The following is a 13,393-nucleotide window of genomic DNA, read 5'->3' on the forward strand; positions in this document are numbered from 1 at the left end:
CGCCATCCTTTGTGCAGAGGGTCCATCCGGCGGGACGTGTTTCGCCGTCCCGTACGTTCCACCGTACGCACGAGCCCCCGGGGACGCTCCGGCTCAGCGCGGTTCGAACGACGTGCGGTACAGGCCGGCGAGGATCTCGTAGGACCGCAGCCGGTCGGCGTGGTCGAAGACCTGCGTCATGACCATGACCTCGTCCACGGCCGCCCGCTCGATCAGCGCGTCCATCTCCTTCCGCACGGTCTCCGGGGCGCCCACCACCTGCTCCGCCAGCCGCGAGTCGATCATCTGGCGCTCCAGCGGCGTGTACGGGTACGCCGCCGCCTCCTCCGGGGTGGGCAGCGGGCCGGGGTGCCCCTGCCGCAGCCGCAGGAACGACAGCGCCTGCGGCATCGCGAGCTCCCGCGCCCGCTCGTCGGACTCGGCGGCCGTGACCGAGACGCCGATCATCGAGTACGGCTCGTCCAGCGCGCCGGGGCGGAACGACTCGCGGTACAGCCGCAGCGCCGGCTCGGTGTTCGCGGCGCTGAAGTGGTGCGCGAACGCGAACGGCATCCCGAGCAGCCCGGCGAGCCGCGCGCTGTACCCGCTGGACCCGAGCAGCCAGATCGGCGGCTCGTTCCCGGCGGCGGGCGTGACCTTGCTGTCCGCCCCGAAGTAGTCGCGCAGCTCGATGACCTGCTCGGGGAAGTCGTCGACCGACAGGGCGTCGGGGGAGCGCCGCAGCGCCCGCGCGGTGGCCTGGTCGGTGCCGGGGGCGCGGCCGAGGCCGAGGTCGATGCGTCCCGGGTACAGCGCCTCCAGCGTGCCGAACTGCTCGGCGACCACCATCGGCGCGTGGTTCGGCAGCATGACCCCGCCGGATCCGATCCGCATCGTGGACGTCGCCGCCGCGACCTGCCCGATCAGCACGGCCGTCGCGGAGCTGGCGATGCCGGGCATCGCGTGGTGCTCGGCCAGCCAGTACCGGTGGTAGCCGAGCCGCTCGGTGCGCCGGGCCAGGTCGAGGGTGTTGCGCAGGGCCTCGGCGGACGTGCCGCCGCTGACGACGGGCGCGAGGTCGAGGACGGAGAAGGACACGCTCATACCGTGCCCCAACCAGTCGGGGGCCCGTCCTCTTCCCGGTCAGGTCGCCAGTGCCACGAGGACCAGGACGGCACCGAGCAGGGAGGCGAGCACGACGGGCGCGGTGATGCTGATCCAGGACCAGTTGACCAGCCGCCGGGCCCGCTCGGCGTCCTCGGGGAACACGGTCTCGGCCTTGGTGTACAGGAGGGCGGCCACCACCATGAGCGGCAGGAACGCGAACATCGTGAGGACGCCGAGGACGAACGCGGCGGCCTGCCCGAGTGTGGTGTAGGTCCCGTCCGGGCCGATGCCGAACGCGAGACGGGGGGCGGCGGGAACGGAGGCGGCGGACACGGAGGCTGGGGGCACGGCTTCGGTCAACTGAGCACACCGATCACTAGGAATGTGACCTGGATCATACGCGCGGCCCCCGCCGTGTTCCAGGGGCCGGCCGCCGCTTCTTGGACGGCCGGCCCAATACGTGTCAGCGCAGGCGGAGCCCCACCAGGACGGGGTCGTGGTCGGACGAGCGGAACGCGTCCGGCCGGTAGAACTCCGGCGGGTTGAACTCGGTGTTGTAGTCGAGGAACAGCGGCTCGTCGGCGTTGATGTGCCAGATCGTCGCGCCCGTCACGTGCCGTGCCAGCGACCGGCCGGCCAGGGCGTGGTCCAGTTCGCCCGACTGCCCGTCGAACACGTAGCTGTACCGCTCACCCGGGCGGACGAACCGCTTGGTCTGGCTGGCGAGCCCGGCGCCGGCCAGCAGCTCGACCGGGTCCTCGGCCGCGTAGGCGTTGAGGTCGCCGATGACGAGCGGGTTCGCCGACTCCGCGGCGATCGCGCCGATCGCCCCGGCCTGGGCGACGCGGCGGGCGTTGTAGCAGCCCTGGCCGTCGCCCTGGTCGGCGTCCGGCCCGGTGGCGCCGTCGCAGCCCTTCGACTTGAAGTGGTTGACGATGACCGTGAACGGCGTCCTGCCCGACGCGGGCCGGAACGTCTGCACCAGCGGCGGCCGGTCGAAGACCGGGTCCTCCGACGACCGCGCGGCCCCGGCCGGCGTGACCTTCGCCGGCTTGTAGACGAGCGCGACATGGATGGCGTCCGTCCCCGGGTACGGGTGCCGCACCCACGCGTACGTCCCGGCGCCGGCGGCCTGGTTGAGCCGGTCGACCAGCGCCCCCACGGCGGTGTCGCCGTTGTTCTCGACCTCCATGAGCCCGACGACGTCGGCGTCCAGGCCCCGGAGCGCGGCGACCAGCTTGGTGAGCTGCCGCTCCTGCTCCGCGGCCGTGTCCGCGCCGCGCTCGCCGAGCGTCGTGAACCAGTTCAGGGTGTTGAAGCTCGCGACGCGCACGTTGCCGCCGACGTGCCGGGGCTTCGCGGGCCGCCGGTTGGTGTTGGCGAAGCGGGCCTGCTCGGTCGGCTGCAGGCGGTACTCGCCGAAGCCGTAGCTCAGGACGCCGGTCAGCCCGTGCGCGGAGTCGCCGATCCGCAGCACGCGCGGGTCGGTGTACGGGATCGTGTCCGGGTTCTGGACGTTCGACCCATCGTCGACGAGGAGGCGCCGCGCGTCGTTGCCCGCCTGCGTGGTGCCGTGCCCGTCGGTGGGCTGGAAGAGGCGGCCCCCGGCCGACACGGTGACCTCCCCGTACCGGCCGAGGGTGTAGGTCTCGGTGGCGGTCAGCTTCTGCCCGAACCTCAGCAGCATGCCCTCGTACCGTTCGAGGTCGGCGCCGCCCTTCAGCGGGAGCCGGACGTGGGCCGGGGCCACCCGGCCCTTCCCGCACACGTTCACGGCCGAGGCGGGCGACAGCTCGGTGAGCCCGTTGTACTCGACGGCCCGGCCGGTGACGAGGACCCGGTCGCCCTCCGCGACCTCCTGCGTCGAGTAGACGAAGATCCCCTCGGAGGTCCGCGGGTCGCGGTCGGGGGCCGGGTCCTGGATGAAGAACCCGCCGAGCTGGTCGGGCCGCTGGAAGTCCGCGGTCACGACGCCCTCGACCCGGACGGTCCGCCCGGCCACCGGGCTGGCGTCGCCATCGCCCTGGACCTCGGCGATCCGGTGGTCTGCGGGGGTGCCGCAGGTGGGCGGCTCCGCCGCGGCGGCCGACTGGGCGCCGCCGGCGAGCCCGGCGGCGAGGACGGTCGCGAGTGCTGCTGCTGTTCGGCGCATGGCCGGAGCGTAAAACGGGGTCTTCGTCCGCCCACGAACCGTTAATGAAGACTCCACCAATTTGCAATGGCTTGTCGGGATCCGCGGCGCCGCCCGGACCGCGGCCCGGTCCCGTGTTCCCGGAACGCGGCGCTCCCGGCCCTGCGATAATCCCGCGGAAGACGCGACCGAGGGAGGGCCGTGACGGAGTCGCCGGTCGGAGCCGGGTACGCCCGCACTCGCGACATCATCGTGGCGGTGGTGCTCCTTTTGGCCCTCACCGCGCTGCTCGTGATCGTCCTCGTGCAGGCGTGGCCGCCCGCGCCGGGCGTCGCGCCGGACGGCGGCACCGAGCCGCCCACCCGCGCGACGACCGTCGAACTGCTCGGCTGGTCGCCCACGCTGTCCCGCGAGACGAGCCTGTTCGTGGTCGTCATGACCGCGGGCGCGCTGGGCGCGGTCGTGCACGTGCTGCGGTCGTTCTACTGGTACGTCGGCAACCGGGCGCTGCGGCGCAGCTGGCTGATGATGTACCTGCTGCTCCCGTTCGTCGGGGCGCTGCTCGGGCTGATCGTCTACCTCGTGCTGCGCGGCGGCCTGACCTCGCCGACCGGCGGCGCGTCCGACGTCAACCCGTACGGCATCGCCGCCATCGCCGCGCTCGTCGGCCTGTTCTCCCGCGAGACGTCCGAGAAGCTCCGCAGCGTCTTCGGGACGCTGCTCGCCCAGGCGCCGGCCGGCCGCGACCAGGTCCTCGCGCCCCGGATCACCGCGGTCGAACCGGCGGGCGGCCCGGTCGGCACCGTGGTCGCCCTGCACGGCACCGGCCTCGGCTCCGCGACCGCGGTCCGGTTCGGCGCCGCGCAGTCCCGCATCACCGACGCGGCGGACACGCTCGTCCGGACCGCCGTCCCGCCGGGCGCCACCACGGGACCGCCGGTGGTGATCACCCCGGCCGGCCCGGTGACCGCACCGGCGGTCTTCACGGTCGACTGACGCGCCTACTGCCGGGCCGGGTCCCGCCAGTGGGGGTGCCAGACGTCGTAGGCGGCGCCCGGGAACATGCGGGGCAGCTCCGACGTGGGCAGGCGGCCGAGCTCGCCGCCCGTGCGCGCGACGCCGAACTGCCGCTCGGTCGCGTAGGCGTCGCGGTCCAGCCGCTGCGGCCCCGACACGAGGCAGGTGTAGCGGGGGCCGGGGAGGTCCTCGTCGGGGATGGCGGCGCCGATCGCGAGGCTGTTGGACACCGTCACCCAGCTCCCGAGCGTCGTCACCTGCCGTTCGGCGCCCTGGTCCTCCCAGCGGTGCTCCAGGATCGGCTTGGAGAAGATCGGGACGAGCAGGTGCGACACCCCGCACGCCTCCAGCTCGCGCTCCCAGCCGGTCGACCGGCCGAGGTCCTCGCAGATCAGCACGGCGAGCCGGCCGAGCGAGGAGTCGAGCACGCCGATCCGCGTGCCGCGCCGCGCGTACTCCACGGCCGTTCCGGCGGCCGGGGCGTCCGGCAGCCGCCACAGCCGCATCTGCCCGGCGTCCAGCGTGAAGCCGGACAGCTTGTCCTGGACGAGGAGCTCCTGGCCCGTCCAGCGGTCGAGGAGGACGGCGCGGTTCGGCGGCGGGTCGTCCCGCCCGAGCGGGCCGCTGCCGAGCAGCAGGAAGCGCAGCGGGCGGCGGTCCCGGTCGCGTCCGGCGGTGTCGAACGCGACCTCCTTCCAGTGCTCCAGCAGCGCGTCCGACAGCGACGCCTCCGGCATCACCGCGAGCTGCGCGCCGGACTCGTCCAGCCGCCGGACGATCGCCTTGATGCGGCTGCGGATGCCGGACGAGTCCATCGGGCGGAGCCGGTACACGGTCGTCCCGTCCCGCTCCTCGAACCGGATGTCCACGTCGTCGAACGTCTCCAGCACGGGCGCGCAGCCGACCGTGACGGGCTCGTCCCGGCTGAAGTGCGGGTCGTTCACCGCGGGCAGCACGGTGTGGTCGATGCGCTCCCACTGCGCCTGGGGGACGCGGTGGACGCCGAAGAACTCCGCCTTGGAGCGCGCCCCGCGCGGCCGGCCGGGGAACGCGCAGCGGGGGAGCAGCGCGCCCGTCGTCCCGGGCCCGTTCATCCTGCCCTCGGTCAGGTAGTTGACGAGGACCCCGGAGAGCGCGGGCGCGTCGTGGTAGGGCGCGTACGGGCTCGCGTGGGCGAGCGCGCCGTCGAGACCGAGCAGGATCGTGAACGCGCCGCGGTCGCCGTCGGCGGCGATGATCCGCGCCGTCTCCGCGGGGTCGAGGACGCCGTGCTCCAGCACCGTCGCGGCGATCTCGTCCGCGGCGCGCCGCACCCCCTCCTCGGCGTACCAGCGCGTGGCCGTCCAACCCTGGAAGACGTCGTCCGCGAGCGAGTCGTAGAGATGGACGAAGAGATCAGCTGGTTCGGCCGGATAGGCGGCTGCAGCCAACTGATCCGTCATAAGCGCCCCCGGGGGAGTTGACAGGCACGGTTACGGGTGGTGGATCGATGCTAACTCTCCCGCGCATCGCTTTTCGTGTCGTCCGCTACAGAACCCCCGATCGTTGTCACTTGACATTCACTTGGCATCCGCGCACCCTGGAAGAGTCCGGCGGTGCCGTCGAACCCCAGGGGAGTGTGACCATGAGTGCCTTGACCGACTCCGCACCCGGCCCGACCCACGACCGCCGGACCGAGGTCCGGCGGCTCATCGACGCGATGGAGCACGCCAAGGTCATCAGCGACGGCCACTTCAGCGCGCTCGGCATGCTCATCACCGACGCGTCGCTGAGCGCGGACGAGCCCGCACTGGTCGAATGCCAGGACGGGCTCCAGTGGCTGCACCGCCACTACCTGGACGTCGGCGCCCTCGACGCCCCGCAGCGCGAGCAGCGCGGCCGCATCCTCGGGCTGATCGACGTCGTGCACTGGGCGCTGAAGCGGCTCCCGTCCGGGCTCCAGCTCGCGCTGCAGCCCGAGGGGTACGCGGCGCGCTTCCTGGTCGCGGTGGCCCGGCGGCCGGGCATGTCCAACCGGCAGCTCGCCGCCGAGCTCGGCACCGACGAGACCGAGATCAGCCGCACCGGGCGCAAGCTGCTGTCCGCGGGCGTCGTGTGGCGGCGCAAGGAGTGGCGGCACAACGCGTGGGACCTCACCCCGCGGGGCCGGCAGTACCTGGAGACCTCCGGCCTGCTCCCCGCCGACGCCGATGCCGACGCCGACGCGGTCGGTGAGGCCGTCGCCGATTCCGGGGCCGGCCGCCGCGCCGAAGCCGCCCGGCCGGCGGAGACCGTCACCCGCTCCCCGGACGGCGTCCCGCGCCGCACGCCCGCGAACGGGCCGTCCCGGCCCCAGGAACCCCCGCGCTCGGCCCGGGGCTAGCGCGCCCCGGGGCCGGCGGCGCGGCGGCGGAGCGCCAGCGGGACGGACAGGAAGATCGCGGCGGCGGTGAGGGCGAAGGCGGCCGGGTAGCCGGTGTGCGCGACGGCGAGGCCGAACGCGACGCCGCCGGCGCCCATGCCGCCGTCGTAGCCGATGTTCCACAGCGCGCTGACCGTCCCGTAGCCGGACACGGGCGCCCGCTCGTACATCAGCGCCAGGCTCGCGTTCTGCGTGACCCCGAACCCCGCGCCGAACAGGACCATCGAGGCGAACACGGCGGCCGGGTGCGGGACGAGGGCCAGCAGCGCGATCCCCGCCGCCGAGAGGGCCACCGCGGGCGCGAGCAGGCGGGCGGAGCCGTGCCGGTCCCCGAAGCGCCCCGCCTGCCAGCGGGCGAGCGTGGTGGCGGCCGGCTGCACGAACAGCGCCGTCGCCGCGACCCCCGCGGCCGGGACCGCCTCCGGCAGGAACGTGATGAGGATGCCGGCCGCCATCGCGGTCGAGGCGAACGCGGCCGCGGGACGCAGCAGGTCGGGCGACCGCAGCGCCGCGAGCATGCCGAGGGACCCCTGCGCGGCCCCGGACGCCAGGCGGCGCGGCAGGCCGGGCAGCGCGGCCAGCGCCGCCAGCGACGTCACCGAGGCCGCGACGAACACCGGCGGGTAGCCGACCTGCCCGGCGAGCCACACTCCGAGCGGCAGCGCGAGCACCGCCGGCAGCCCGGCGGTGAGCCCGAACAGGCCGAGCGCCTCGCCGCGCCGGTCCGCCGGGGCGAGCGCCGCGACCAGCGCGTTCGGGACCACCACCGCGATCCCGAAGCCGACGCCGCGCAGCAGGCTCACCGCGATGATCATCGGCATGCCGGACGAGGCGGTCAGCGCGAGCGCGGGCAGGCCGAGCAGCAGCAGCCCCGCCGCGAGCACCGGCACGTACCCGAACCGCGACAGCAGGCGGGGGAGCGCCAGTTCGGTGAGCACCGTCGTCAGCATCAGCGAGCCCGTCGCGAGGCCCGCGCCGGCCTGGCCCGCCCCGCCGTCCACGGCGTACATCGGGACGACCGACAGCAGCAGGAACACGCCCGTCAGGCTCAGGAAGGTCGCCGCGAACAGCAGCGCCAGCCGCCGCCCGACCAGGCGCGGACGGGCCTCGCGCACCCCGTCGCCGCGCCGAGATGACTCGCTCATACCGATGACCGTAGGAGATCGTCCGGACGGTCCGGTTATTGAGTTGGTTGCTAAGCGCGGGGCCCGACCATGTCAGAAGACTTCATTCCGCCCATCGCGGCCCCTGGGACACAGTCGTCACCGTTCGGTATCCAGCCCCCACTGGAGCGACGATGCGTGTCCGGAGCCTTTTCTCGACCGCGGTGCTGGGCGTGGCCCTCGCCGTGCCCGCCGCCGCACCCCAGGCGGCCGCCGCGCCCGCCGCCGCGCCGGCGGGCTGCGACGCCACCGACGCCGACATCTACGCGCCGCCCCCCGGCACCGTCCAAGGCGATCCCGGCGACCTGCTGGCCTGCCGCCCGGTGAAGCTGACGAACATCCCCGGCGACGTCCCGATGCGGGCGTGGAAGGTCAGGTACGTCTCCACCGACGCCAAGGGCGCCAGGAACGTGGTGACGGGGACGGTCGCGATCCCCACCGCGCCCTGGACGGGAGACGGCTCCCGCCCGACCGTCGCGTTCAACCCCGGCACGCTGGGCTCCGCCGAGCGCTGCGCCTTCTCCAAGCAGCTCGCAGGCGAGTACGTCGACATGTACGAGGGCGGGAACCTGAACCTGTTCCTGCGCGCGGGTCATGCGGTCGCCGCCACGGACGGCGTCGGTTACCTCAGCGGGCAGGTCCACACGTACATGGTGGGCGCCAACGCCGGTCACGCGCTGCTCGACATCGTCCGGGCGTCCCGGCAGATTCCCGGCGGGTCCCTCACCGCGGACGGCGACGTCGGCATCTCCGGCTACTCCGAGGGCGGCGCCGCCGCGCTGTGGGGCGCGCAACTCGCAGCGTCCTACGCGCCCGAGCTGAACGTGGTCGGCGCGGCGGCCGGCGGCGTGCCCGGCGACCTCAAGGTGACCGCGAAGCAGCTGAACGGCAGCCTGTTCGCGGGCTTCCTCGCCGACGCGCTCGTCGGGCTGCACGCCGCCTACCCCGAGATGCCGTTCACCGAGCTGATGAACGAGCGGGGCGCGCGGGCGGTCGAGGACGTCCGGTCGCACTGCCTGTTCGGGACGCTCGCGGTGTTCCTCGGCGCGCGGGTCGAGGACTTCTCCACCGGCCGGCTGACGCTGGAGCAGATCTACGCGCTCCGCGGCCCCGGCGGCGTCACCTGGGGCGAGCTGGTCGACCGGCAGCGGCTCGGCGTCGGCGTCGGCGGCCCCTCGTCCGGCGCCCGGTACGAGATCGGCTTCCCGGTGTTCCAGTACCGCGGCTGGTTCGAGGAGATCATCCCGCACGAGACCGAGGACGCCACGCGGCAGCGCTACTGCGCCGCCGGCATCACCACGACCTGGAAGAACACCTACCCGGCCGAGCACCTGACCACCGACTGGGCCGCGGCCCGGGACGTGACGGACTTCCTCACCGACCGGTTCGCGGGCAAGCCCGCCGAAGGCAACTGCTGACCGCACGGAATCTCTAAGGAGCCGAATATGACAGCGGGCCGAACATGACCGCGGGCGTCGCCGACATCGGCAGCGGCCGGGATCCGCGACCCGACATCTCCGGGACCGTCCCGCTGCCCGAGCGCATCGCGGTCGTGGTGTTCGTGGCCGCGCCGATCCTCGGGGTGCTGGGCGCCGTCCCGTTCCTGTGGGGCTGGGGGATCGGCTGGACGGACATCGCCATATTCGCCTTCCTGTACCCGCTCAACGCGATCGGGATCACGGTCGGCTACCACCGGCACTTCACCCACGGCGGCTTCAAGGCCAAGCGGTGGCTGCGGATCGCGCTGGCCATCCTCGGCGGGCAGGCCATGCAGGGGTCGGTCGTCCGGTGGGTCGCCGACCACCGCCGCCACCACAAGTACTCCGACCAGGAGGGCGACCCCCACTCGCCCTGGGCGTACGGGCCGGGCGTGTGGGGCCTCACCAAGGGCCTCTACCACGCGCACATGGGATGGCTGTTCAGCAAGGACCGCACGTCCCGCAGCAAGTACGCGCCCGACCTGCTCAGGGACAAGGACATCCGGTTCCTGTCGCTCGATCCCGTGTACGCGGTGATCGTGCTGTCGACGTTCCTCGTCCCGATGGGCCTCGGCGCGCTGCTCACCCTCTCCTGGCACGGCGCCCTCACCGCGCTGTTCTGGGGCGGCCTGATGCGCGTGTTCGCCGGCGAGCACGTCACGTTCTCCATCAACTCGATCTGCCACGTGTTCGGCAGGGAGGACTTCAAGACCCGCGACCGGGCCCGCAACGTGTGGTGGCTGGCGATCCCGTCGTTCGGCGAGTCCTGGCACAACCTCCACCACGCCGACCCCACGTGCGCCAGGCACGGCGTCCTCAAGGGGCAGATCGACATCAGCGCCCGGGTCATCTGGATCTTCGAGAAGCTCGGCTGGGTCTGGGACGTGCGCTGGCCCGACCACGAGCGCCTCGCCGCACGCCGCGTCACGTCCCAGGGAGAAGCAGCATGACCGACCTTCCCGTCCTCGACCGGACGCCCCTGATCGAACGGCTCTCCCGGTTCGCCAAGGACTTCCCCGACGACCGGGCCTACACGTTCATGGACTACCTGACCGACCCGGACGGCATCGCCCTCGACGTCACCTGGGGCGAACTGGACCGGCGGGCCCGCTCGATCGCCGCCGCGATCCGCCGCGCGACCGAGCCGGGGCGGCGCGCGGCGGTGCTCGCCCCGCAGGACCTGCACTACGTGACCGGGTTCCTCGGCGCGATGTACGCCCGCGTCATCGGCGTCCCGCTGTTCTCCCCGGACCTGCCCGGCCACGGCGACCGGCTCCTGGCCGTCTACCAGGACGCCGAGCCCGACGTCGTGATCACCACGAGCGCGTCGCTGCCGGCGGTCGAGGGGTTCCTGGCCGGCGACGGCGTCCGCGCCCCGGCCGAGGTCATCGTCGCCGACCGGGTGGACGGCGCGCTCGACTGGACGCCCGAGCCGATCGACCCGGACGACGTCGCCTACCTCCAGTACACGTCCGGTTCGACCCGGACCCCCGCCGGTGTGATCATCACGCACGGCAACTTCGCGGCGAACGCCGAGCAGCTGTGGCGCGCGTTCGAGGGCATCCCGCGCGAGTCGACCGGGGTGAACTGGCTCCCGGTGTTCCACGACATGGGGCTGGTCACGACGGTCGCGCTGCCGCTCGTCTACGGGAACCCGGGCGTGATCATGGACCCGGTCGCGTTCATCATGCGCCCCGTCCGCTGGCTGGAGCTGCTCAGCGGGCAGCGCCACGCGTTCACCGGCGGCCCGAACTTCGCCTACGAGTACCTCACCGCGCAGGTCACCGAGGAGGAGAAGAAGGACCTCGACCTCAGCGGCGTGCAGGTCTTCATGAACGGCGCCGAACCCGTCAGGGAGAGCACGCTCAGCGGGTTCTTCGAGGCGTTCAAGGACTGCGGGCTGCGGCCCGAGGCGCAGGTGTGCGCGTACGGGCTGGCCGAGGCGACCGTCTACGTGTCGGCGTCGTCGAGGTTCCGGGAGCCGACGCGCCGCGCGTTCGACCACGAGCGGCTGCGCCGCGGCGCCGCCGAGCCGTGCGCCGCCGACGCGCCCGGCGCCGTGCAGCTGATCGCCTGCGGGACGTCGTTCGGCCAGCACGTCGCCGTCGTCGACCCCGAGACCGGGAGCAGGCTCGCGGAGGGCGGGGTCGGCGAGATCTGGGTGCACGGCCCGAACGTCGCCGCGGGCTACTGGGGACGCCCCGAGGCCACCAAGGAGACGTTCCAGGCGAGGCTCACCGATCCGGATGAGCTGCCGGAGGGGCCGTGGCTGCGCACCGGCGACCTCGGCGTCCTGCACGGGGGCGAGCTGTTCGTCACCGGCCGGATCAAGGACCTGGTCATCGTCGACGGCCGCAACCACTACCCGCAGGACATCGAGTTCACCGTCTCGGGCGCCCACGAGGCGATCCGCCGCGAGTACACCTGCGCCGTGTCCGTCGACGCGTCCACCGAGACGAGCGAGACGGAGGGCCTCGTCGTGATCGCCGAGCGGAACCGGCGGGTGCCGATCGCGCTGCTCGACCCGGACGAGGTGGCGCGGGCGGTGCGGACGGCCGTCAAGCAGCAGCACGACCTGCGCGTCCACGACTTCGTGCTGATCGAGCCCGGCGGGCTGCTGCGCACCAGCAGCGGCAAGATCGCCCGTTCCGCGTGCCGCCTCGCCTACCTCGGCGGGACCCTGCCGGTCACGGAGGTCCCCGCGAAGGACGGGTGAGCCGCACGGCCCGCACGGGTCACGCCGGCTCCTGCCCGGCGTCCCGGAGCCAGACGGGCAGGAGCAGCATCAGCTCCAGCCGGAGCGCGGGGTCCTCGATGTCGTGGTCGAAGACCTCGTGGAGCTGCGCGAGCCGGTACCGGACCGTCTGCGGGTGCACGCACAGCGCCTCCGCGGCGTCGGTCGCGTTGAAGCCGTGCCGGAGCAGCTCCAGCAGGGTGAGCGCCAGCCGGCCGCCGCGGTGCGGGCCGAGCGCGGTGAGCGGCGCGAGCCGGCGCCGCGCCGCGGCCTCGGCGAGCGTCCAGCCCTCCTGGAGCAGCAGGTCGGGCAGGTGCCGGTCCGCGTGGACGAGGACGCCGGGCCGCGGCCTGCCCTTCGCCGCCTTCCTCCCCGGGGCGTGGCCGAGCCGCCCGGCGGCCATCAGGTCGAGCGCCCGGTGCGCCCAGTGCAGCGACACGCCCGCCTGGTCCACCGGCACCGCGGGTCCGACCGCGCCCGTCCAGCCGGCGAGCGTGGCGGTGAGCCGGTCGGTGCCGCCGGGGCGGTCGGGGTCGGGCACCACCAGGCACGGCCGGCCCCGGTCCAGCCCGCTCAGCAGGGTCGGCGGCAGCCCCGCGGGCCCCTCGCCGCCGCTGCCGGGACGCGGGCTCAGCACGATCACCGCCAGCCGCTCGGGCAGCGGCCACCCCGCCAGCGTCGCCTGCTCGGCGACGATGTCCCGCGGCGCGGGCGGCTGGGACAGCAGCAGGCTCAGCAGCCTGCCGCGCCGCTGCTCCCGCTCGCCCGCCGCCTTCTCCCGCGCCCGCGCGTAGCCCTGCGCGGCGGCGGAGGCCAGCAGGTCCAGGTACGCGAAGTTCACCTCGGCCAGCGAGATCGCCAGCTCCCGCGGCTTCTGCAGCCGGTCGGCCTCCCGCGACAGGTACCGCCAGGCCGTCCGGGACGCGATCCGCAGCGCGTTCTGCAGGTGTTCGAGCGAGCGGCCCTCGACCGCCTCCCCGTACCCGATGTCGAAGAAGACCTGGTGCACCTCCTGCCAGGAGGCGTCCGGATCGGCGATCATCTGGACGAAGTGCCCCATGCCCTGCTCCGCCGCGACCCGCATCACGTCGAGGTAGACGGGATCGTCCGGCCGGGCGTACTCGGGCACGTGCCGGAGCACCCCTTCCACCATGGAGTCGACCAGCGCCGGCAGGTGCGGCCGCATCCACCGCGCCTCCTCCCGGGGGACGTCCCGCCACGGCTGCGCGGACAGCTCGTCCCCGGAGGGTCTCGCATGCACCTCGGTCAAACCGGCACCTCCCGAGCGGACACCTAGCCGACAGGCTAGGCACAGGAGGTACCTCATGACACTCACTTGACTGACAAACCCGCCCGTCCCGCGTCACCCGCCCCTATCAAGGG

General features: G+C 73.6%; 11 protein-coding genes. 5 read left to right on the top strand and 6 right to left on the bottom strand.

Features of this window, described 5'->3' with window-relative positions; all coding sequences use genetic code 11:
* Positions 1-93: 93 nt before the first annotated feature.
* The 3 genes from IEZ03_RS19050 to IEZ03_RS19060 form a co-directional block, all read right to left on the bottom strand.
* On the bottom strand, positions 94-1,083 hold the full coding sequence (locus IEZ03_RS19050) for an LLM class flavin-dependent oxidoreductase (protein WP_184881987.1): 990 nt from the start codon (positions 1,081-1,083) through the stop codon (positions 94-96).
* Positions 1,084-1,122: 39 nt separating this feature from the next.
* Positions 1,123-1,446 carry a hypothetical protein gene (locus IEZ03_RS38585; protein WP_184881989.1) on the bottom strand — a complete coding sequence of 108 codons (324 nt, stop codon included), beginning with the start codon at positions 1,444-1,446 and terminating at the stop codon, positions 1,123-1,125.
* A 103-nt stretch (positions 1,447-1,549) separates the two neighbouring features.
* Positions 1,550-3,238 carry an ExeM/NucH family extracellular endonuclease gene (locus tag IEZ03_RS19060; protein ID WP_184881990.1) on the bottom strand — a complete coding sequence of 563 codons (1,689 nt, stop codon included), beginning with the start codon at positions 3,236-3,238 and terminating at the stop codon, positions 1,550-1,552.
* Between the two features lie 180 nt (positions 3,239-3,418).
* On the opposite strand from IEZ03_RS19060, the gene IEZ03_RS19065 reads away from it, so the two are divergent.
* Positions 3,419-4,213 carry an IPT/TIG domain-containing protein gene (locus tag IEZ03_RS19065; protein ID WP_184881992.1) on the top strand — a complete coding sequence of 265 codons (795 nt, stop codon included), beginning with the start codon at positions 3,419-3,421 and terminating at the stop codon, positions 4,211-4,213.
* Positions 4,214-4,218: 5 nt separating this feature from the next.
* Here the strand turns inward: IEZ03_RS19065 and IEZ03_RS19070 are convergent, their stop codons facing one another.
* On the bottom strand, positions 4,219-5,664 hold the full coding sequence (locus IEZ03_RS19070; RefSeq protein WP_184881994.1) for a carbon-nitrogen hydrolase family protein: 1,446 nt from the start codon (positions 5,662-5,664) through the stop codon (positions 4,219-4,221).
* A 194-nt stretch (positions 5,665-5,858) separates the two neighbouring features.
* Between IEZ03_RS19070 and IEZ03_RS19075 the strand changes: the two genes are divergently transcribed.
* Entirely contained in the window at positions 5,859-6,596 is a 738-nt protein-coding gene (locus IEZ03_RS19075; protein WP_184881996.1) for a MarR family winged helix-turn-helix transcriptional regulator, read from the top strand.
* Here IEZ03_RS19075 and IEZ03_RS19080 read toward each other — a convergent pair.
* A complete protein-coding gene (locus IEZ03_RS19080) occupies positions 6,593-7,780 on the bottom strand; it encodes an MFS transporter (protein ID WP_184881998.1) in 1,188 nt (395 codons plus the stop codon). The genes IEZ03_RS19075 and IEZ03_RS19080 overlap by 4 nt on opposite strands.
* A 152-nt stretch (positions 7,781-7,932) precedes the next feature.
* On the opposite strand from IEZ03_RS19080, the gene IEZ03_RS19085 reads away from it, so the two are divergent.
* The 3 genes from IEZ03_RS19085 to IEZ03_RS19095 are packed head-to-tail and all read left to right on the top strand — an operon-like array spanning position 7,933 to position 11,992.
* Entirely contained in the window at positions 7,933-9,216 is a 1,284-nt protein-coding gene (locus IEZ03_RS19085) for a lipase family protein (protein WP_184881999.1), read from the top strand.
* A 44-nt stretch (positions 9,217-9,260) separates the two neighbouring features.
* Positions 9,261-10,226 (top strand): acyl-CoA desaturase, encoded by a 966-nt coding sequence (locus IEZ03_RS19090; protein ID WP_184882001.1) that lies wholly within the window; start codon positions 9,261-9,263, stop codon positions 10,224-10,226.
* Positions 10,223-11,992 (top strand): fatty acyl-AMP ligase, encoded by a 1,770-nt coding sequence (locus tag IEZ03_RS19095; protein ID WP_184882003.1) that lies wholly within the window; start codon positions 10,223-10,225, stop codon positions 11,990-11,992. Before IEZ03_RS19090 ends, IEZ03_RS19095 begins: the two co-directional genes overlap by 4 nt.
* 19 nt (positions 11,993-12,011) lie before the next feature.
* Here IEZ03_RS19095 and IEZ03_RS38590 read toward each other — a convergent pair whose 3' ends face one another.
* Entirely contained in the window at positions 12,012-13,271 is a 1,260-nt protein-coding gene (locus IEZ03_RS38590) for a PucR-like N-terminal domain-containing protein (RefSeq protein WP_268248548.1), read from the bottom strand.
* Positions 13,272-13,393: the final 122 nt, after the last annotated feature.

The organism is Actinomadura livida (genome assembly GCF_014648675.1).
Classification (GTDB): domain Bacteria; phylum Actinomycetota; class Actinomycetes; order Streptosporangiales; family Streptosporangiaceae; genus Spirillospora; species Spirillospora livida.

Coding starts and splice junctions, on each gene's coding strand:
- IEZ03_RS19060 (WP_184881990.1), bottom strand. CDS start 3,238: ATGCGCCGAACAGCAGCAGCACTCGCGACCGTCCTCGCCGCCGGGCTC.
- IEZ03_RS19095 (WP_184882003.1), top strand. CDS start 10,223: ATGACCGACCTTCCCGTCCTCGACCGGACGCCCCTGATCGAACGGCTC.
- IEZ03_RS19090 (WP_184882001.1), top strand. CDS start 9,261: ATGACCGCGGGCGTCGCCGACATCGGCAGCGGCCGGGATCCGCGACCC.
- IEZ03_RS19085 (WP_184881999.1), top strand. CDS start 7,933: ATGCGTGTCCGGAGCCTTTTCTCGACCGCGGTGCTGGGCGTGGCCCTC.
- IEZ03_RS19075 (WP_184881996.1), top strand. CDS start 5,859: ATGAGTGCCTTGACCGACTCCGCACCCGGCCCGACCCACGACCGCCGG.
- IEZ03_RS19080 (WP_184881998.1), bottom strand. CDS start 7,780: ATGAGCGAGTCATCTCGGCGCGGCGACGGGGTGCGCGAGGCCCGTCCG.
- IEZ03_RS19050 (WP_184881987.1), bottom strand. CDS start 1,083: ATGAGCGTGTCCTTCTCCGTCCTCGACCTCGCGCCCGTCGTCAGCGGC.